The 20,137-nt window shown below is 64.0% G+C and carries 17 protein-coding genes; 12 read left to right on the forward strand and 5 right to left on the reverse strand.

Going from position 1 to position 20,137, the window contains the following annotated elements:
* Positions 1-2 precede the first annotated feature (2 nt).
* A complete protein-coding gene (locus tag JJC00_RS20450; protein ID WP_200467769.1) occupies positions 3-1,877 on the reverse strand; it encodes an extracellular solute-binding protein in 1,875 nt (624 codons plus the stop codon).
* Between the two features lie 259 nt (positions 1,878-2,136).
* Here JJC00_RS20450 and JJC00_RS20455 point away from each other — a divergent pair, with 259 nt between their 5' ends.
* Positions 2,137-2,946 carry an invasion associated locus B family protein gene (locus JJC00_RS20455; protein ID WP_200467770.1) on the forward strand — a complete coding sequence of 270 codons (810 nt, stop codon included), beginning with the start codon at positions 2,137-2,139 and terminating at the stop codon, positions 2,944-2,946.
* Positions 2,947-3,103: 157 nt separating this feature from the next.
* On the opposite strand, the gene hspQ is transcribed toward JJC00_RS20455, so the two are convergent.
* Positions 3,104-3,436 carry a heat shock protein HspQ gene (gene hspQ, locus JJC00_RS20460; protein WP_200467771.1) on the reverse strand — a complete coding sequence of 111 codons (333 nt, stop codon included), beginning with the start codon at positions 3,434-3,436 and terminating at the stop codon, positions 3,104-3,106.
* A gap of 106 nt (positions 3,437-3,542) precedes the next feature.
* On the opposite strand from hspQ, the gene JJC00_RS20465 reads away from it, so the two are divergent.
* Entirely contained in the window at positions 3,543-4,496 is a 954-nt protein-coding gene (locus JJC00_RS20465; protein ID WP_200467772.1) for an AEC family transporter, read from the forward strand.
* A gap of 17 nt (positions 4,497-4,513) precedes the next feature.
* Here JJC00_RS20465 and JJC00_RS20470 read toward each other — a convergent pair whose 3' ends face one another.
* Positions 4,514-5,698 (reverse strand): UbiH/UbiF family hydroxylase, encoded by a 1,185-nt coding sequence (locus JJC00_RS20470; RefSeq protein WP_200467773.1) that lies wholly within the window; start codon positions 5,696-5,698, stop codon positions 4,514-4,516.
* 128 nt (positions 5,699-5,826) lie between these two features.
* On the opposite strand from JJC00_RS20470, the gene pcsA reads away from it, so the two are divergent.
* From pcsA to JJC00_RS20485, 3 genes are all read left to right on the forward strand, one after another.
* Complete coding sequence (gene pcsA, locus JJC00_RS20475) at positions 5,827-6,552, forward strand: phosphatidylcholine synthase (protein ID WP_200467774.1); 726 nt, start codon at positions 5,827-5,829, stop codon at positions 6,550-6,552.
* Positions 6,549-7,283, forward strand: coding sequence for a TerC family protein (locus JJC00_RS20480; RefSeq protein ID WP_200467775.1), 735 nt, complete (start codon positions 6,549-6,551; stop codon positions 7,281-7,283). The genes pcsA and JJC00_RS20480 overlap by 4 nt, the downstream gene beginning before the upstream one ends.
* 75 nt (positions 7,284-7,358) lie before the next feature.
* Entirely contained in the window at positions 7,359-8,333 is a 975-nt protein-coding gene (locus JJC00_RS20485) for a quinone oxidoreductase family protein (RefSeq protein ID WP_200467776.1), read from the forward strand.
* Positions 8,334-8,431: 98 nt separating this feature from the next.
* Here JJC00_RS20485 and JJC00_RS20490 read toward each other — a convergent pair whose 3' ends face one another.
* A complete protein-coding gene (locus JJC00_RS20490; RefSeq protein ID WP_200467777.1) occupies positions 8,432-9,628 on the reverse strand; it encodes an acetylornithine transaminase in 1,197 nt (398 codons plus the stop codon).
* A 399-nt stretch (positions 9,629-10,027) separates the two neighbouring features.
* Here JJC00_RS20490 and JJC00_RS20495 point away from each other — a divergent pair, with 399 nt between their 5' ends.
* Complete coding sequence (locus JJC00_RS20495; protein ID WP_200467778.1) at positions 10,028-10,966, forward strand: hypothetical protein; 939 nt, start codon at positions 10,028-10,030, stop codon at positions 10,964-10,966.
* A 195-nt stretch (positions 10,967-11,161) separates the two neighbouring features.
* On the opposite strand, the gene rimO is transcribed toward JJC00_RS20495, so the two are convergent.
* Positions 11,162-12,481, reverse strand: coding sequence for a 30S ribosomal protein S12 methylthiotransferase RimO (rimO, locus tag JJC00_RS20500; RefSeq protein WP_200467779.1), 1,320 nt, complete (start codon positions 12,479-12,481; stop codon positions 11,162-11,164).
* A 355-nt stretch (positions 12,482-12,836) separates the two neighbouring features.
* Between rimO and JJC00_RS20505 the strand changes: the two genes are divergently transcribed.
* The 6 genes from JJC00_RS20505 (at position 12,837) to JJC00_RS20530 (ending at position 20,041) form a co-directional block, all read left to right on the forward strand.
* A complete protein-coding gene (locus JJC00_RS20505) occupies positions 12,837-13,400 on the forward strand; it encodes a hypothetical protein (RefSeq protein WP_200467780.1) in 564 nt (187 codons plus the stop codon).
* 294 nt (positions 13,401-13,694) lie between these two features.
* A complete protein-coding gene (locus tag JJC00_RS20510) occupies positions 13,695-14,285 on the forward strand; it encodes an ANTAR domain-containing response regulator (RefSeq protein ID WP_200467781.1) in 591 nt (196 codons plus the stop codon).
* A complete protein-coding gene (locus tag JJC00_RS20515) occupies positions 14,282-15,439 on the forward strand; it encodes a CmpA/NrtA family ABC transporter substrate-binding protein (protein ID WP_200467782.1) in 1,158 nt (385 codons plus the stop codon). The genes JJC00_RS20510 and JJC00_RS20515 overlap by 4 nt, the downstream gene beginning before the upstream one ends.
* Positions 15,440-15,790: 351 nt before the next feature.
* Positions 15,791-16,621: a formate/nitrite transporter family protein gene (locus tag JJC00_RS20520; protein WP_200467783.1), complete on the forward strand. Its 831-nt coding sequence runs from the start codon at positions 15,791-15,793 to the stop codon at positions 16,619-16,621.
* A gap of 13 nt (positions 16,622-16,634) precedes the next feature.
* Positions 16,635-18,431 carry a NirA family protein gene (locus JJC00_RS20525; RefSeq protein WP_200467784.1) on the forward strand — a complete coding sequence of 599 codons (1,797 nt, stop codon included), beginning with the start codon at positions 16,635-16,637 and terminating at the stop codon, positions 18,429-18,431.
* Positions 18,428-20,041, forward strand: a complete 1,614-nt coding sequence (locus JJC00_RS20530) for a sulfite reductase subunit alpha (RefSeq protein WP_200467785.1) — start codon at positions 18,428-18,430, stop codon at positions 20,039-20,041. The genes JJC00_RS20525 and JJC00_RS20530 overlap by 4 nt, the downstream gene beginning before the upstream one ends.
* Positions 20,042-20,137: the final 96 nt, after the last annotated feature.

A 20,137-nucleotide genomic window follows, 5' to 3' on the forward strand; every position in this document is an offset into this window, starting at 1 on the left:
CGTCACTTCGCTGGACTGGCTTGAGACTCACCCTTCGACCACCAGGTCTCCGGCAGATAGCCGGACAACGCGGTGGTCGATGGCCGTTCTATCCGATTCCAGCGCGCGATCCATTGCTCGGATACGTTAAACAGGGGGATTGTGTAGAAGCCCGCGATCAAAGCGCGGTCGAGCGCCCGCACAGCCGCGACAAAATCCGTATGATCACGGGCCTCCAGCAGCGCCTTGATCATGGCGTCGACGGCGGGATCCCTGGCGCCCATATAGTTGCGGGTGCCCGGATTGTCGGCGGCAGCACTACCCCAATAGAAATACTGCTCGTTGCCGGGCGACAGCGACTGGTCCCAGCGGTTCTGGATCATGTCGAACTCGTAGGCGAGCCGGCGCTGGTCGAACTGCACCGGATCGACCGCGCGTACGCTCGGCGCGATGCCGGCGCGCTTGAGGTCGCGCTGGAAGGCGAGCGCGATGCGCTCCTGGTCGCGGGTCGTCACCAGGATCTCGAAGGTGAAGGGCGCTTTGGTCACGCGGTTGCGCAGCACGGTGCCGTCGAGATCGTAACCGGCGTCGGACAGCAGCTTGAGCGCCGCGCGCAGCGTCGTCCGGTCGCGCCCCGAGCCGTCAGTGACGGGAAGCCGGTAGCTGCCATCCATGATATCCGGCGGGATCTGCGCGGCAAAAGGCTTTAGCAGCTCGCGTTCGCGCGCATCCGCAGGCCGCGCATAGGCAGACAGGTCGGAGCCTGCAAAGTAGCCGGCGACGCGCGAATAGAGCGAGAAGAAATAGTTGCGGTTGACCAGCTCGAAATCGAACAGCAGCGTCAGCGCCTGGCGCACGCGGATGTCGGCGAAGATCGGACGGCGGGTGTTGAACACCAGGAATTCCGAGGGCTGTGGCACGCCGGGCTTGATGGTGTCGCGGATCACGTCGCCGTTTCTGGCGGCCGGAAAATCGTAGCCGTCGTGCCAGCGCAACGGCTCGTTCTCGACGCGGAAATCATAGAGGCCGCGCTTGAAGGCTTCGAACTGGCCATTGGCCTCGCGAAAATAGTCGAGCCGGACCTCATCGAAATTGAAGAGGCCGCGATTGACGGGTAAGTCGCGGCCCCAATAATCGGGGTTGCGCGTCAAGGTCACGCTCGCGCCCGGCTTCACCGCCGTGACGCGGTACGGGCCCGAGGCGATCGGCCCGGTCAGCGTGGTCGCCTCGAAGGTGGCGACATCGACGGCGTGCTTCGGCAGGATCGGCATCAGGCCGAGGATCAACGGCAGCTCGCGGTCGTTGGCGCCAGCAAGGTCGAAGTGGACGGTGAGGGGATCGGGCGTCTCGGCCTTGGCGACCTTGGCATAATATTGCCGGAGGTTGGGACGGCCGTGGTCGCGCAACAGCTGCCAGGAGAACAGCACGTCCTCGGCAAGCACCGGCTTGCCGTCGGAAAAACGGGCGCGGGGATCGAGACGGAACGTGACGTAGCTTCGTTCGTCGTCAGTCTCGACGGATCTGGCGAGCAGGCCGTAGAGCGTGAACGGCTCGTCCTGGCCGCGCGCCAGCAGGCTCTCGACCACGTAGTTGCGGATCGGCTGCACGGCCAATCCCTTCACGATGAACGGATTGAGGCTGTCGAAGGTGCCGAGGATGCCCCAGGTCAGCCGGCCGCCTTTGGGGGCATCAGGGTTGGCATAGGGCATGTGGGTGAAATCGGCCGGCAGCGCCGGCTTGCCGTGCATGGCGATCGCGTGGGCCTCCTCGGCCCGCGCACCGCCGACCGATAGCCCCAGTGCGAGGACCAAGATCGTGAGGGCCAAGATCGCGAGGACAACAGGGAGACTGCAACGGCGGACACCGGGACCCTCGAGCAGGCGCAGGAACATGAACATTCGGACACGTTGATTCGAGGGTCGGCGCGCCTGAATCCTATCACAGGGATTTCACTGGGCGCCGGCCCGGATGCGGCCAAAGACGCTTGTCGGCATTGATCTTTCCGTCGACCACGCTAAGAAGGCACCCGATCGCGCAAGAGCGCCGAGCCCGTCACTTATCTGCCTCAATTGACGGGGAGAGAGCCGCGCCCAAGGCGGCTTTGTTCGGCGCTTAGGAGCGGTTCGGGCGCTTCCCGTTCAGAAAGGGTTTTCTGCAATGAATTTCCGTTATTTGGCCGCGTCCGTCCGGCCGCGCGGGCGACTTCTCGCCCTGTTGACGGCGACGGCATTGGTCGTCCCGTTTGCCGCTGAGGCCCAGGCTCCCTCGCCGACGCCAAAGGCAGCGCCGAAGGCCGCTCCGAAGGCTGCCCCCAAGGCTCCGGCTGCGGCCCCCGCGCCGGCTCCCCAGGCGCAGCAGCCCCCGGCCCAGCCGGGTGCTCCGGCAGCGCAGGGCGCCCAGCCCGCGGATCAGCAGATCCAGCTGATCTACGCCCCCTGGACCAAGTTCTGCCTCAAAGGCCAGGATGCCAACGCCAAGCAGGTCTGCTTCACCGGCAAGGACGGTCGCATCGAATCGGGCCAGCCTGTCATCGCGGCCGTGATCATCGAGCCGGAAGGCGAGCCCAAGAAGATCCTGCGCGTGACGCTGCCGCTCGGCATGCAGCTCGTGCACGGCACCCGCATCATCGTCGACAACAACCCGCCGCTGCAGAGCCCGTATGTGATCTGCTTCCAGAACGGCTGCATGTCGGACTACGAGGCCACACCCGAGCTCCTCGCCAACTTGAAGAAGGGTCAGAACCTCGTGGTGCAGGCGATCAACGCCAACGGTGCGCCGCTGACCCTGCCGCTGCCGCTCGCCGGCGAATTCCAGAAGGCCTATGACGGTCCGCCGACCGATCCGAAGGTGTTCGAGGAAACCCAGAAGAAGCTCCAGGAAGAGCTTCAGAAGAAAGCTGACGAACAGCGCAAGAAGCTCGAGCAGCAGGGTGGCGCGCCCGGCGCACCCCCGACCGCTCAGAAGTAATCGGGCCCAGATCCCGGACATGAAAAAGGCGCTCGTTCGAGCGCCTTTTTTGCTGGGTTCTGATGGTCAGCAACTTCCGAGGATCGAACGGTTTCGCTTGAAGGGCTCCGTCCACCTCTCCCCGTCGGGGAGATGTGATCGAACGAGCCTCGTCGCTCTAATTCAGCGACGGATTACGCGGGCGGTAGCCGCCATCCTTGTTCTTGATGAAGATCTCGGCCACCTGGGAATGGCGGATCGGCTCGCCGGACTCGTCGGGCAGCAGGTTCTGCTCGGAGACATAGGCGACGTACTCGGACTCCGCGTTCTCCGCGAGCAGATGATAGAACGGCTGGTCCTTGTGCGGCCGCACTTCCTCGGGGATCGACAGCCACCACTCCTCGGTGTTGTTGAATTCCGGATCGATGTCGAAAATCACCCCCCGGAACGAGAAGATCCGGTGGCGAACGACCTGTCCGATCTGGAATTTGGCGGTCCGCGTTTTAATCATTCCCCGTCGATAGACCAGGATTGTGGCCGATGCTAGTGCCCTGATCTGGAATTAACCCGCGGCTGCGGGGGAGATAGCCCCCAGGTCTTCAGAAGTCACTTCATTAATGGTCGATATCCTCAATCTCGCACTACCTTATTTCGGCTTGATCTTCGTCGGTTTCGCCTGCGGCAAGGCCAAATCGCTACCGGAATCGGGCCTCGTCTGGATGAACTTCTTCCTGCTCTACGTGTCGTTGCCGGCGCTGCTGTTCGCAATCATGTCGAAGACGCCGTTCTCCGAATTGAACAACCCGCCGTTCCTGGTCGCGACCACGTTGTCGACCGTTGCCGCGTTTACGCTCGCGCTGGTTGTCGGCAAGGTGCTCGGCGGGCTGACGCTGCGTGAGGCGACGCTCGCGGGCCTGTCCGGCGGCTACGGCAATATCGGCTACATGGGTCCGGGATTGGCGCTGGCCGTGCTCGGGCCGAAGGCGTCGGCGCCGACCGCGCTGATCTTCTGCTGCGACAGCATCTTCCTGTTCACGATCGTGCCGCTGCTGATCGAACTGTCCGACCGCGACCATCCCTCGCTGGTGCATGCCTTCGGCGTCGTGCTGAAGCAGATCGTGCTCAACCCGCTGATCATGTCGGCCTGCTTTGGCGCAGCCGTCGCCGCACTCCATATCGAGCTGCCGGTCGCGGTCGATCGCACCATCACCTTCCTCCAGAACGCAGCCGCGCCGACCGCACTGTTCGTGCTCGGCGTGACCGTGGCGCTACGCCCGTTCGACCGCGTGCCCTGGGAGGTGCCGGGCGTCATCGCGGTGAAGCTCCTGATCCATCCGCTCGCGGCGTTCGGCCTGATGCTGGCGTTCGGTCCGTTCGCGCAGCCCTGGGCCGCGACCGCCGTGCTGATGGCTTCACTGCCGCCGGCGCTGAATGTGTTCGTGATTGCCCGTCAGAACGATGCCTGGATCGAATCCGCATCCGTCGCGGTGCTCCTCGGGACTTTTGCGTCAGTGGTCACGCTGACCAGCGTGATGTGGGCGATTCAGGCGGGGCGGCTGGCGTTTCCGTAAATGCTACTTGCGCCAGGCTACTTTCGCCACGTCGGCGTCAGCCCCTCGCGCATGGCAAAGCGTCGGAGCGGGCCGATGGCGCCGAGCAGGTGCATGCCGATGGCGCGGACCGGCTGCAGCGGCAGGAAGTCGTTGAGCAAAGAGCGGTTGGCGATGTCGATCGCAAAGGTCCGGCTCAAAATGTCGGGCCGCCGCGCCCGGTCGTAACGCCTAAGCACGTCGTCCGCGCCGGGATCCTGTCCGGCGGCGATGACCTCGCCAGCTAGCCGGGCAATATCGGCAGCATCCCGCAAACCGAGATTGAGGCCCTGGGCGCCGATCGGGGGAACTACATGAGCGGCTTCGCCGACCAGCGCAATGCGGTCGCGCCCGAAGGACTTTGGCCGTTCGATCGCCAGTGCAAACAAATTGCGGCCGGGCTCGACCGTCATCCGGCCAAGGATGGAGTGCGACTGCTTCTCGATTGCGACGGAGAGGTCTTCGTCGCTCAAGCCGCGAAGCCGTTCGGCCTCCGCGGGCGCGGAGACCCAGACGATGCTGGAGCGGTTGCCGGGCAGGGGCACGAATACGCAGGGTCCGTGCGGCGTGTGGAACTCGGTCGAGACGTTGCGGTGCGGGCGGGCATGGCTGACGTTGAAGGTCAGTGCCGTCTGCGTCAGGTCGCGCCGCGTCACCGCAATGCCGGCGGCCTCCCGGCACAGCGAGTGCCGGCCGTCGGCGCCGACCACGAGTCGCGCGGTCAAAAATTGTCCGGAAACCGTGCGGATTGCGACGTCATCGGCTTCGATGACGACATTCTCGGCTTCGTCGTCGAAACGGACGAGATTGGGCAGCTCGACCGCGCGCGCCTCGAGCGCCAGCATCAGCGAGCGGTTGTCGATATTGTATCCGAACGCGTCGAGCGCGATCTCGTGACAGGAGAACCGGACCTCGGGCGCCCGGAACAGCCGCCCGGTATCGTCGACGAGACGCATCACCTCGAGCGCCGCCGCCTTGTCCCGGCAGCGCGGCCAGACACCGAGGTTTTCGAGGAGATCGACGGAGGCGCCTAACAGCGCGGTGGTACGATTGTCGGCATAAGGCAGGCGCCGTGCCACCAGCGCGGTCCGCGCGCCGGCTTGCGCCAATGCAATTCCTGCCGCGAGGCCTGCCGGTCCGCCGCCGATAATGGCTGCGTCAAAAGGTGCCGATCCGTCTGTCATGGAACGACACATGACACGCCCCGCGGTAAATTCAAGCCCACCTATTTTGCCTGATTTTATGACGAATTGCGCGGCGCAATGCCGCGACGGCGGATGTGCAAACCGGTCCCATTCTGGTAGCAGAAGCCATGGACACCCAGCAGGATTCCCTGAAACCGAGACCAGCGATCCGAGCCGCGGCGTTTTCGGTACACATCTTCACCGCCTTCGGCGCGGCGATCGCGCTATTGGCGATGCTGGAGGCGGTGCGCGAGCACTGGGCGGCGATGTTCGGTTGGCTGGGCGTCGCCCTGATCATCGACGCGATCGACGGGCCGATCGCGCGCCGGCTCGACGTCAAGAACGTGCAGCCGAACTGGTCGGGTGACGTGCTCGATCTCGTGGTCGACTTCGTCACCTATGTCTTCGTGCCGGCCTATGCGATCGTGGCGAGCGGCCTGTTGCTGCCGGTGGCGGCGCCCTTGCTCGGCATCGCCATCATCGTCACCAGCGCATTATACTTCGCCGATCTGCGCATGAAGGCGGATGACAATCATTTTCGCGGCTTTCCGGCGCTGTGGAATGCGGCGGCGTTCTACTTGTTCCTGCTGCACTGGCCGCCGCTGTCGTCGACGCTGCTGGTTGCGGCCCTGGTGGTGCTGACCTTCGTGCCGTTCCACGTCCTGCATCCGGTTCGCGTCGTGCGGCTGCGCTGGCTGACGATGTCGCTGATTGCGATCTGGTCGCTGCTCGGGCTCTACGCGCTGGAGATGGATTTCCGCGTCGGCACCGGCGTGACGATTGCGCTCTGCGCGATCGCGCTCTGGATTGTGTTCAGCGACGCGTTGATCCGCCTGGCAAAGTCCTTCGCATGATGCATTTGTTGACCAGCCCCGAGGCCTGGGCCGCGCTGCTCACCTTGACCTCGCTCGAGATCGTGCTCGGCATCGACAACGTCATCTTCCTGTCGGTGATCGTCTCGCGCATCCCCGAGCCGCAGGCCCATCGCGCGCGCCAGATCGGGTTGGCGCTGGCGCTGGTCTTTCGCATCGTCCTGCTCAGCGTGCTGGTCTGGCTGATCGGCCTGACCGCACCGGTGTTCTCGTTTGCGGGCTACGACTTCTCGTGGCGCGATCTGATCCTGATCGGCGGCGGCCTGTTCCTGATCGCGAAGGCGACGCACGAGATCCATGCCGAGGTCGACGCCGACGACGAGGAGGGCAAGGGCACGTCCGCTCGCAGCGCATTCTTCTGGGTGATCGCCCAGATCGTCGTGATCGACATCGTGTTCTCGCTGGACTCTATCATTACCGCGATCGGCATGGCGCAGGACATCGAGATCATGATCGCGGCGGTCGTGATCGCCTGCCTGATCATGTACATTTCGTCGGGACCGGTGGCGCGATTCGTCGCCGAGCATCCGACCACGAAAATGTTGGCGCTGGCGTTCCTGGTGCTGATCGGGGTCGCCCTGGTCGCGGACGGATTCAAATTCCACATTCCGCGCGGCTACATCTATTTCGCAATTGCGTTCTCGGCGGCGGTCGAATTCTTCAACGTGCTGGCGAAGAGCAACCGCAAGAAGGCCCGCAAGCCGTCCGTCTAGCCGCTCCAATTTGGGTCGAGTTGACAAGGCGGGCGTGATGTCTTTCGCTTAGCCGGGTCAAGAGGAGGTCAGGTGATGACCAAAGCCGTTCGTGTGCACAAGGTCGGAGGCCCCGAAGCGCTGGTCTATGAGAGCGTCGACGTCCCGACGCCAGGACCCGGCGAGGTGCGCATCCGCCAGCATGCGGTCGGCCTGAACTTCATCGACGTCTATTACCGCACCGGCCTCTACAAGGCGCCGGGGCTGCCCTTCATTGCCGGCAACGAGGCCTCGGGCGAGGTCGTCGCCGTCGGGCCGGGTGTGACAAATTTTCATCCCGGCGACCGCGTCGCGTACTATCACAACCTCGGCGCCTATACGAGCGAGCGCAACATTCTCTGGGAGAAGCTGGTCAAGCTGCCCGACCACATCACCCACGAGCAGGGCGCTGTGCTGATGCTCAAGGGGCTGACGGTGTGGTACCTCCTGCACAAGACCTTCAAGGTCGAGCCGCATCATCGCGTGCTGATTCATGCCGCCGCCGGCGGTATCGGCCTGCTCGCCTGCCAATGGGCGCGGGCGCTCGGGGCCCACGTCATCGGCACCGTCGGCTCGCGCGAGAAGGCCGAGCTTGCCGAGGCCAATGGCTGCGACCACGTCATCCTCTACAACGAGGAAGACTTCGTCGCGCGCGTGAAGCAGATCAGCCGCAACGAGGGCTGTGACGTCGTCTATGACGGCGTCGGCAAGGCGACCTTTCCGGGCTCGCTGTCCTGCCTGAAGCCGCGCGGCATGTTCGTCTCGTTCGGCAACGCCTCAGGTCCGGTGCCGCCGTTCTCGATCGCCGAGCTGAACAATCACGGCTCGCTGTTTGCGACGCGGCCAAAACTCAACGACTACGTCGGCACCCGCAAGGAACTGCTGGAGGGCGCCGACACGCTGTTTTCCGCCGTTATCAACGGCAAGCTGCACGTGCCGATCAACCACGCCTACGCCCTGAAGGACGCCGCCAAGGCCCATATCGACCTCGAAAGCCGCAACACGACCGGCGCGTCGATCTTGAAGCCGTAGGCGTTGCCGTCATTGCGAGCGAAGCGAAGCAATCCAGAAATCCCTCTTCGGAGGCAGCCTGGATTGCTTCGTCGCTTCGCTCCTCGCAATGACGAGTCCTAAGCCACCCGTCTCGCCGCGCCGGCCTTGGTCAAAATCGCATTGAGACACCAGATCATCTCGGCGATCTCTCCTTTCGTGACGTTGAGCGCCGGCATGAAGCGCAGCGTGTCGAGTTGCGGCGCGTTGAGGAGCACGCCGGCCCCGAACGCCTGCGCGACGATGCCGGGCGCGATCGGCAGCTTGAGGTCGAGCGCGAGTAGTAGCCCGCGTCCCCGCACGCCGCCGAGGCCGTGCCGCGCCGAGACTTTTTGCAGCTCGCTTTCGAGCAGCAGGCCGGTCTCGGTGATCGACTTCAGGAAGTCGGGCGTGCCGACCTGTTCGAGCACGGCAAGACCGGCCGCGCACATCACCGGGTTGCCGTTGAACGTGCCGCCCTGGTCGCCGTACTCGAAGCAGGAGGCGCGTTCGGTCGCAAGCAGCGCTGCGAGCGGCACGCCGCCGCCGATGCCCTTGCCGAGCGTCATGATGTCGGGCGCAATCCCGGTGTGCTCATAGTGAAAGAGCTTTCCGGTCCGGCCCATGCCGGTCTGGATCTCGTCGAAAATGAGCAGCAGGCCATGCTTTTCAGTCAGCGCGCGCAGCTCCCGCAAGAACTGATCGGTCGCCGGCCACACACCGGACTCGCCCTGGATCGGCTCGAGCATCACCGCGACGGTGTTGTCGTTGATCAGCTTCTCGACCGAAGCGATGTCGTTGAGCTTCGCCTTCTTGAAGCCGGCGACCTTCGGCTCGAACAGCGGCTCGAACGCCTTCTTGCCCGAGGCCGACATCGTCGCCAGCGTTCGTCCGTGGAAGCCGCCTTCGAATGTGATGATCTCGAACGCGCCGCCCTTGTGCAGGCTGCCATATTTGCGCGCGAGCTTGATCGCGCCCTCATTGGCCTCGGCACCCGAATTGGCGAAGAACACCTGGTCGAACGCGCTGGTGCCGACGAGCGCCTCGGCGAGCTTGAGGCTCGGCTCGTTGTAAAAGGCCGGGCTCGGCGTCAGCAGCCGCTTGGCCTGCGAAGCCAGCGCATCCGCAACCGCCGGCGGGGAGTGGCCGAGGCAGTTCACGGCCCAGCCTTGCACGAAATCGAGATAGCGCTTGCGGCTGTCGTCCCACAGGTATGAGCCGGCGCCACGGACGAACACGGCCTTGGGCCGTGCGGTGATGTCCATCAGCGTGTCATACGGATGGGTGGCGGTGGTCATGTCGAACTCCTCTTGGGGGGCGGGGTGAAAAGGGACGCGAAATGCAAGAAGGCCGCACTTTGCGGGTGCGGCCTTCTCGAAAACTGTGCTGACTTTACTGGTTCAGCGGCGTCGTCGGACATGGCGCAACCCATCATCGTCGCGGGAGCGACGACGCATGGCCTGGCGCAGATGGGTCCGAGAATTGATCATGGGGCGCGGCAATACATGCGAACCGCGCGACTTGTCAAGCGGGCGTCTTGCAAAGCACCCGCCGCGCGTGCATCGCACGTCAATTGATTGCCGCGCAGAAACCATCCTGCCTCTAGCGCGTTTGTGATCGAGGGACGCCGATTGAGTTCGAACCGGACACGCGACGGTTCAGACCAAGAGGGACGGGACCAACCAGATTGTTTTGCCTTGTCCGAGCCTTACCCGATCGACCTCGACAGCATTCGCGGCGCGTTTCCGCCGGGCATCGAGGCACCGCCTTTGCTGCTGGATTTTGCCGGCTGGCTGAACGGGCGCGCCTGGGGCAGCGTCGGCTGTTTCTCGCTGCAAGGTCAGTTCTCCGACCAGGCGCCGATCTTCGACGGCAGTTCGCTGCGCGACCGCTTCGCGCTGTTCATGCGCCTGCCGGACGGCTCGGCCGTCGGCGGCTGGTACGGCGCCGGTCTCGATCGCGACGATCCCCCGATCGTGGGATTGGGCTCGGAGGGCGACTACGAGCTGCTCGCACCGTCCCTCGACGCGCTGCTTGCAAAACTCACGTCGCAGCAATTCGACAAGGCCTGGCACGATCTGCGGCCGCACGACGAGGTCGAGCCTCAGACGGTCGAGCTTGCGCAATGGCTCGCCCGGCGGCCGACCGGCGAGCCGGTGCCGTCCGAGGACGGCGCATTCGAGCTGCCCGACTTCCGTGGCTTCGTCGAGAAGTGGAGCCGGGACCGCGAGGAATACTGGGCCAATCACCGCCTGATGGCCGAGCTCGGCTGGCGGCTCGCAGCGCATCTGCCGAAGGGCAAGAACGCCTGGGACAAGACCCATTTCGAGGTCGCGATCGCGGGCAAGCAATACGAGGCGCGCGTGCTGTCGCGCGGGCCGCAGCCGTTCGAGGAGGCCGCCTCGATCGAATCCCTGCTGCGCGATTTGCGCGAGGAGATGCGCCGCGCACAGCCCGAGCTCGGGCTGTGGTACGCGATGAAGTTCGCCCTCTATGCCGACGGCCGCGTCATGCCGAATTTCGAATATGATGTGCGCCCGACCATCGACGGCGAGCCGGCGAAATTGTCCGAGGCCCAAGCCGATCTCGCCCGCGCTCCGCGCCCGGAGCGCTGGGTGCCGAAATGGCTGGTGTGACCGCAGCTGGAGCGTCGGTGACGGTCTGCTCCCTCTCCCGCTTGCGGGAGAGGGTTGGGGAGAAGGTGTTTCCGCAGAGAGACTCCCAACGAGGAGAAAGCCCTCACCCGGCGCTTCGCGCCGACCTCTCCCGCAAGCGGGAGAGGTTGCAGCGAGTTCGCGGCTAGGTCCCGTCTGCCAACAATCGGTCGAAAGTTAAAACCCCGCGACGCTGCCGTGCAGGTCGTATTGATCCGCGCGCTCGATCTTCGCGGTGACGATCTCGCCGACGCGCAGCGGGCGGCGGCTTGTCAAATACACCGCGCCGTCGATCTCCGGCGCATCGGCCTTGGACCGGCCCTTGGCCACCGTCGGACCGACCTCGTCGATGATGATCTGCTGGCGCGTGCCGACCTTGCGTTTCAGTCTCCGTGCGGAGATCTTCTGCTGCCGCGCCATCAGCGCGTTGTAGCGCTCCTGCTTGATCTCGGCGGGCACCGCACCTTCGAGCGCATTCGACGTCGCGCCCGCAACCGGCTCGTATTTGAAGCAGCCGAGCCGATCGATCTCGGCCTCATCGAGCCAGTCGAGCAGATAGGCGAAATCGTCATCGGTCTCGCCGGGGAAGCCGACGATGAAGGTCGAGCGCAGCGCAAGATCAGGACATTCCTCGCGCCAGCGCTTGATGCGCGCCAGCGTCTTGTCCTGCGCGGCCGGGCGCTTCATCGCCTTCAGCACCTCGGGGCTCGCATGCTGGAACGGGATGTCGAGATAGGGCAGCACCTTGCCCTCGTTCATCAGCGCGATGACCTCGTCGACATGCGGGTAGGGGTAGACATATTGCAGCCGGACCCAGGCGCCGAGCTCGCCGAGCTCGCGGGCGAGGTCGAGGAATTTGGCGCGGACCTGACGATCTTTCCACGGGCTCTCGGCATATTTGAGATCGACGCCATAGGCCGAGGTGTCTTGCGAGATCACCAGCAGCTCCTTGACGCCGGCTCCGACCAGCCGCTCGGCCTCGCGCAGCACGTCATTGGCCGGACGCGAAACCAGATCGCCGCGCAGTTTTGGGATGATGCAGAAGGTGCAGCGATTGTTGCAGCCCTCTGAGATCTTCAAATAGGCGTAGTGGCGCGGCGTAAGCTTGATGCCCTGCGGCGGCACCAGATCGAGATGCGGATTATGCGCCGGCGGCAGCGCGCGGTGCACGGCATCGAGCACGCTCTCATATTGCTGCGGGCCGGTGATCGAGAGCACGCCGGGATAGGCCTGTTCGATCTGCTCGGGCTCGGCGCCCATGCAGCCGGTCACGATCACCTTGCCGTTCTCGGCCATGGCCTCGCCGATCGCCGAAAGCGATTCCTGCTTGGCGCTGTCGAGGAAGCCGCAGGTGTTGACGATGACGATGTCGGCCCCGTCATGCTTGCGGGCGAGCTCGTAACCCTCCGCGCGCAGGCGCGTGATGATGCGCTCGGAATCCACCAATGCCTTAGGACACCCTAGACTGGTAAATGATATGCGCGGCGCTTTTTCCATGTATTCGCCCGGAACCTGCATCTGAATTGTTTGGATATGGCGACCTAACTAATTGCTCCGATGCCGAAATTCAATAACTAACGCGCGTGTCGCGATGCTAAAGCAGTGCTCGCGCAGGGATAATGCGATCAACCGGACTAGGCAGGTGTGGCCGGACTGAGAGGTTCCTGATGAGTGGAAGCTCGTTCCGATCGAGTTCACCGAAGCGATGAAAGATGCGCGATTCCGGCACACTAGTTGAACGTCTGCTCAACACCCCCACGCGGCTGGAAGCATCTCCTTTGTTTTGAAGCTGACTGACGCGATCTGATACGATTATTTTGTTTCTTGCCTGATTCCACGGAGCTTCACTGCGATGCGCAGTTTCATCTTCGGCATGGCTTTCGTTACCGTTTCCTGTGGCGCGATGTTTCCGGCGCGGGCAGAAGTCGACAAGATCATCCATGTCTGCGATCGGCAAGAACGATTGTGTCCGGAATTCAGGCCACGCGTGAAGGCCCCCGATGGGTGGGCGAGGGACGAGGCCGCGAGCCTCAAGTACGGCGCCTCGATGTTCGTGCCCAACGGGAAGAAATTCGGTAACTCAGAAGCAATCATCTATGCCGAAGGCCGCTACAACAAGGATCGGACCGAATTGGTTCAATGGGTCGCAGCCAGCGATCGGGATTGGGCGACGACATCCGGCAAGAATGCCAAGATCACCACGCTTCCCTCGGTCAACCCCAAGGTCATTATCAACCGCTACGATAGTCCGTCCCTGAAGGACCAGCCGATTGAAGTGATCGCGCATTACGCCGATCTCGACAAGGACGGCAATTCCTACGTCGTGCGGCTAGCGGTCTCCGGTCTCAACGAGACGGCGGTGCTGGCTGCCGTGCCACTTCTCGAAAAGATGATCGTTGGCGCGAACGTACCGTGAGAGAGCATAAGCCCAGATGTTCGCTCCGGGTTCGACCGGTAAGGCCGCTGAGGGTCCAGATGACAGCCGCTTTCAGGCGCCATCTTTCTTTGGGAGTTGACCACCCCAAAAGCTTACATTCGTTGTCTCAGGCACACCCCGAGCGACACAAAACTGACCTTGGGCGCAGCCGTCCGTTCCATATCCAAATCTGCCTGATTGACGGGCTTGAGCTAGTCCCAATTGCCCATAATTACAACCCTTTGCATGGCCGTGCGGCATGCTATGGATGAATCGCCGGGTGGTGAGTGAGCTATGAGCGCCGAACAGTCGCCTAAAATCGTGATTGTCGACGAGAGCCCGGTCCGGGCCGCGATCCTCGAGGAGGGGTTGCGGGAAGCCGGCTTCACGCAGATCGTCCATATCCGCGAAATGCAGAGCCTGCTTGCCCGTATTTATGCGGTGGACCCCGACATCATCCTGATCGATCTGGAGAACCCCAGCCGCGACGTGCTGGAGGCGATGTTCCAGGTCAGCCGCGCCGTGAAGCGGCCGATCGCGATGTTCGTCGACCAGAGCGATTCATCCTCGATCCAGGCCTCCGTAGAAGCGGGGGTGTCGGCCTACATCGTCGACGGGTTGAAGAAGGAGCGCATCAAGCCGATCCTCGACCTCTGCGTGTCGCGCTTCAACGCTTTCGCAAAACTCCAGGAGGAGCTGGAGCGGACCAAGTCGCAGCTCGAGGACCGCAAGATCATCGAGAAGGCCAAGGGCATCCTGATGAAGGTCAAGGGCCTCACCGAGGACGAGGCCTATGTGCTGCTCCGCTCGACCGCCATGCGCGAGAAGAAGAAAATCGGCGAGATCGCGCAGTCGATCATCACCGCGTCGGAGATGCTGAAATGACCGCTCCGCTTCGCATCGGGTTCATCCCGCTGGTCGATGCCGCCGCCCTGATCGTCGCCGTCGACAAGGGATTTGCCGCAGCCGAAGGGCTCGAGGTCGAGCTGGTGCGCGAGGTGTCCTGGTCCAACGTCCGCGACAAGCTGAACATCGGCCTGTTCGATGCCGCGCATCTGCTGGCGCCGGTGGCGATCGCGTCCTCTCTCGGACTCGGTCACGTCAAGGTGCCGATCGCAGCACCCCTCAATCTTGGCATCAACGGCAATGCGATCACGGTGTCGCCCGCGCTCCACGCTGCGCTGATGGAGGAGATCGACGGCGACCGTTTCGATCCGCTCGCGACCGCGAAGGCGCTGGCAAAGGTCGTCGCCAAGCGTCGCAAGGTGGGCGCCGATCCGCTGACCTTCGGCATGACCTTTCCGTTCTCGACCCACAATTACCAATTGCGGTTCTGGATGGCGGCAGCCGGCGTCGATCCGGACGAGGACGTGCGCCTCGTCGTGCTGCCGCCGCCCTATATGGTCGACAGCCTCGCCAACGGCCATGTCGATGCCTTCTGTGTCGGTGCGCCCTGGAATTCGGTCGCGGTCGATCTCGGCATCGGCCACATCCTGCATTTCGTCTCCGACATTCTGGCGCGCGCGGCGGAGAAGGTGCTGGCGGTGCGCCAGGTCTGGGCCGACAAGCATCCGGACGTGGTTGCAGCGCTGGTACGCGCGGCGGTGAAGGCGGCCGAGTTCATCGAGCAGCCGGCAAATCTGGCTGAAGCGGCACAGCTCCTCGCGCAGCCCGAGCGGATCGGTGTCGATGCCGAAGTGATCCTGCGCTCGCTCACCGGGCGCCTGAAGATCTCGCCCGACGGCGCGGTGCGGGAGAGTGGCCGTTACCTGCTGGTGGGACGCGAAGGGGCAGGGCGTCCGGATCCTGTCCAGGCCGCCTGGCTCTACGCCCAGATGGTGCGCTGGGGACAGACGGCGCTGAGCCCGGAAGCGCTTGGGACGGCTATGGCCGTGTTCCGGTCGGACGTCTATGACGCCGCCCTGGGGCGGGCCGGAGACGGTCAGGCCAGCACTCCGTTCAGCGCCTTTGCCGGACCGGCCTTCGATCCCAAGGACGTGGGCGGCTATCTCGCCTCTTTCGAAGTCGGACGCCTCTAGCGCCTGCCTAAAAATTAATCATTCTGATTCAAAGCTTAATCTTTGGGCCATTGCTGCCCGAAGCAGCATGAACCTTGATCCACTTCATGCGCTGCACACGAACCTAAATCTCTGATTTTATAGGTCTTTGCAGTTTATGCTGCGTTGGCACACTCCTTGAATAGGGAGAACCATGCCGCCCGGCGTGGGCGCCGGCGGCTCCAAGTCCATGGTGGATTTCCGCAGCAACGAAGCTGATCGGATCGTTCCGGGTTCCGGCTGGGCGCTTATGCGCCTCCAACCGGCTCCCAGCGATCAACGTCCGTTCAACCCGTTGACGCCGCCTTTCGTGCGGCAAGCTGGAGCTTCGATATGGATTACGCGAAACCCTCTGACGTTGTGGCCTCGATGGTCGATGCCAGCCTGAAGAAGCTGGCGCTGGCCCCCCGCGACATCCTGATCCGCGGTGCGATCTCCGGTGCACTGCTCGGCGCCGCCACCACGCTCGCCTTCTCCGGCGCGATCACGACCGGCCAGCCTCTCGTTGGCGCGCTGATCTTTCCCGTCAGCCTCGTCATGATCGTTCTGCTGAGCCTCGAGCTCGTCACCGGCAGCTTCGCCATCGTTCCGCTCGCCCGCCTCGAGGGCAAGGCGAGCTGGAATGCGGTGATCGCCAACTGGTCCTGGGTGTTCGTCGCCAATCTGCTTGGCAGCCTTGCCTTCGGCGCGCTGATCGCGATCGCGCTCACCAACATGGGCAAGGTCGAAGTCGCCGGCGTGGCCGCCCGCATCGTTGCCGTGGCCGAAGCCAAGACCATCGGCAATGCCGCGATCGGCACCGCCGGCATGGTCTCGGTGTTCGTCAAGGCGATCCTCTGCAATTGGCTGGTCTGCCTCGGCGTTGTCATGGCGATGACCTCGACCTCCACGGTCGGCAAGATCGCGGCGACCTGGCTGCCGATCTTCCTGTTCTTCGCGCTCGGCTTCGAGCACGCCGTCGTCAACATGTTCGTCATCCCGACTGGCATGTTACTGGGCGCCAAGGTCAGCCTCTCCGACTGGTGGCTGTGGAATCAGATCCCTGTGACGCTCGGCAATCTCGTCGGCGGCTTCGTCTTCACCGGCCTCGCGCTCTACGCCACGTACAAGCCCGCCAAGCCCACGGCCGACGTCGCGCAGGTCGCGGTCCAGGCAGCAGAGTAGGTCCATTCAGCCCATGAAACTCGATACAGCACCCACCGCCGATTTCTCCGACGAGCAGAAGCGCTATCTCGAAGGCTTCATGTCCGGCATGCAGGTCGGACGTGTCGGGCGCGCCTTTGCAGCCGGCGGCGCGCCCGCGGCCAACGCTCCGTCCGAGCCGACGGGGCCGGATGCTGCGGCGATCAAGGCGCAGGACAAGCTCACGGCGGCGGGCAAGAAGCTCGCCGACCAGGAGAAGTTCAAGCGCGAGATGCATCCGTTCGATGCCTATGATCGCTTGAAGGACCAGGCGCGCAACAACGCCAACCCGACGCCGGCGGACAATTTCCGCTGGCGCTATTACGGCATCTTCTGGGTCGCGCCGGCACAGACCTCCTACATGGCGCGCCTGCGCATCCCCAACGGCATCTTGAAGCACTGGCAGATGTCGGGCTTGGCCGACATCGCCGAAAGCTGTGGCGGCGGCTACACCCACGTCACCACGCGCGCCAACTTCCAGATCCGCGAGATCGAGCCGAAGAACGCGGTCGCGTTGATCGAGGGCGTCCAGGACATCGGCCTGTGCTCGCGCGGCGCCGGCGCCGACAACATCCGCAACGTCACGGGCACGCCGACGGCGGGCATCGATCCGCAGGAGCTGCTCGACACGCGTCCCTGTGCGCGCGAGTGGCACTACCACATCCTCAACGACCGCTCGCTGTTCGGCCTGCCGCGCAAGTTCAACGTTGCCTTCGACGGCGCCGGCAAGATCGCCGCGCTGGAGGAGACCAACGACATCGCCTTCACCGCGGTCGAGCTGAAGGAGGGCTTCGGCGTCGAGCCCGGTGTCTGGTTCAAGCTCGGCCTTGGCGGTATCACCGGCCACAAGGATTTTGCGAAGTATTCGGGCATCGTCGTTCGCCCCGAGGACGCGACCGCTGTCGCCGATGCCATTGTGCGCGTCTTCATCGAGCACGGCGACCGCACCAACCGCAACAAGGCGCGGCTGAAATACGTGCTCGACAACATGGGGCACGACGGCTTCCTCAAGCTGGTCGAGGAGCGCCTCAAGAAACCGTTCGCACGCGTGCCGGCCGAGGCGCTTCTGCCACGCCCCTTGTCCGATCGTATGGCCCATATCGGCGTGCACAAGCAGAAGCAGGCGGGGCTCAACTGGGTCGGCGTGGCGCTGCCGGTCGGCAAGCTCACTTGCGATCAGATGCGTGGGCTCGCGAAGATTTCGCAGGATTTCGGCGACGGCGATATCCGCCTGACGGTCTGGCAGAACCTACTGATCTCAGGCGTGCGCGACGAGAACATCGCACTCGTCTCTGCCGCGGTTGAGAAGCTTGGGCTGGCCACGCAGGTTTCGAACGTCCGCGCCGGCCTGATCGCCTGCACCGGCAATGCCGGCTGCAAGTTCGCGGCCTCCGACACCAAGCGCCATGCCGCCGCGATCGGCGACTGGTGCGACGAGCGCGTCAATCTCGATACGCCGCTCAACATCCATCTGACCGGCTGCCATCACTCCTGCGCGCAGCACTACATCTCCGACATCGGCCTGATCGCGGCCAAGGTGCCTGGTGCGACCGAGGATGACCAGGTCGAGGGCTATCACCTCTTTACCGGGGGCGGCTTCGGTCCCGATGCCGATATCGGGCAGGAGGTATTTCACGATGTGAAGGCTGAGGATGTGCCGAAGACCGTCGAGAGGCTTTTGAAGGCCTATCTCGCCAACCGCACCTCGCCGGAAGAGACGTTCCTGACCTTCTCCCGTCGCCATGACGGGGAAGCCCTGCGAAAACTCGCCGAAGCGGAAGTCACAGCATGACCCAGATGCCCGTCCCACCGAAGCTCGAGATCATTCCGCCCAACGCGCCCTTCAGCGAGGGACAGCGGCTGTGGCTGAACGGGTTTCTCGTCGGCATGCTCGGCCTCGACGGCTCGACGGCGCTGTCGCCGATCGAGAACGGTGCCATGCTGGCGCCGCAGGGTGACGGCGATGACGGTGAGGCACCCTGGCACGATCCGGCGATGGCGATAGCCGACCGCATGAAGCTCGCCGAGGGCCGTCCGCTTCGCCGCCGCATGATGGCGGCGATGGCGCAGCAGGATTGCGGCCAGTGCGGCTACAATTGCGCCGATTATTCCGACTCGATCGCCAACAAGAGCGAAGCGCGCCTCAACCTCTGCGCCCCCGGCGGCAAGGAGACGGCGCGGATGCTCAAGCAGCTCTTCGAGGAGATCGACAAGGCGCCTGCTGCGAAGCCTGCCGCAGGGGCGGCTGTGACCACGAGTGCACCGGCTGCGCCGGAGGTGAAGGCCGAGTTCGGCCGCGCCCGTGAAAATCCGGCTGAGGCCACCTTCCTGTCGCGGCGCCTGCTCAACAAGGGTGCTTCCGAGAAGGAGACCTATCACGTCGAGTTCGATCTCTCCGACAGCAAACTCGACTACGTCGTCGGCGACAGCTTTGGCGTGTTTGCGCGCAACGATCTCGGCCTCGTCGACCAGATCATCGCGCTGCTCGGGGCGTCCCACACCACCAAGGTCAACAACAAGACGCTGCGTGAGGCCTTGGTCGAGGACGTCTCGCTGTCGCCCGCGCCCGACAACCTGTTCGAGTTGCTCTCCTTCATCACCGGCGGTGCGCAGCGCGAGAAGGCGCGGGCGTTGGCGCAGGGTGAGGATCCCGATGGCGATGCCGCAACGCTCGACGTGATGGCTGCGCTGCAGAAATTTTCGGGCACGCGGCCGCATCCCGAAGCCTTCGTCGAAGCGCTTGAGCCGCTCCAGCCGCGGCTTTATTCGATCTCGTCGTCGCACAATGCGACGCCCGGCAAGCTCTCGCTCACGGTCGATTCCGTGCGCTACGTCGTCGGCAAGCGCAAACGGCTCGGCGTCGCCTCGACCTTCCTCGGCGAGCGCATCAACGAGGGCGACAAGCTCAAGGTCTATGTGCAGAAGGCGCACGGTTTCGGTTTGCCGGAGGATCCGAAGACACCGGTTATCATGATTGGCCCCGGCACCGGCGTTGCGCCGTTCCGCGCCTTCCTGCTCGACCGCAAGGCGACTGGCGCGCAAGGCAAGAACTGGTTGTTCTTCGGCCATCAGCGCAGCGATTGCGACTTCTTCTACCGCGACGAACTCAACGCGATGAAGACCTCGGGCCTTCTGACGCGCCTGTCGCTGGCCTGGTCGCGCGACGGCGAGAAGAAGTTTTACGTGCAGGATCGCATGCGTGAGCTCGGCCGCGAGGTCTGGACGTGGCTCGCCGAGGGCGCCCATCTCTACATCTGCGGCGATGCCAAGCGCATGGCCAAGGACGTCGAGCGCGCGCTGGTCGATATCGTCGCCCAGTTCGGCGCGCGCTCGACCGACGAGGCCGTCAGTTTTGTCGCTGATCTCAAGAAGAAGGGCCGCTTCCAGGCTGACGTCTACTAAGCGGCTGGAGGAGCTCCGCCAATCGCGACCGCCGCGCAGAGCACCGACGGTCGCTTTCTACTGTGCATGGGGTTGTATTCGCGATTTGAGTTGGAC

It is taken from the genome of Bradyrhizobium diazoefficiens (assembly GCF_016616885.1).
Taxonomy (GTDB): domain Bacteria; phylum Pseudomonadota; class Alphaproteobacteria; order Rhizobiales; family Xanthobacteraceae; genus Bradyrhizobium; species Bradyrhizobium diazoefficiens_F.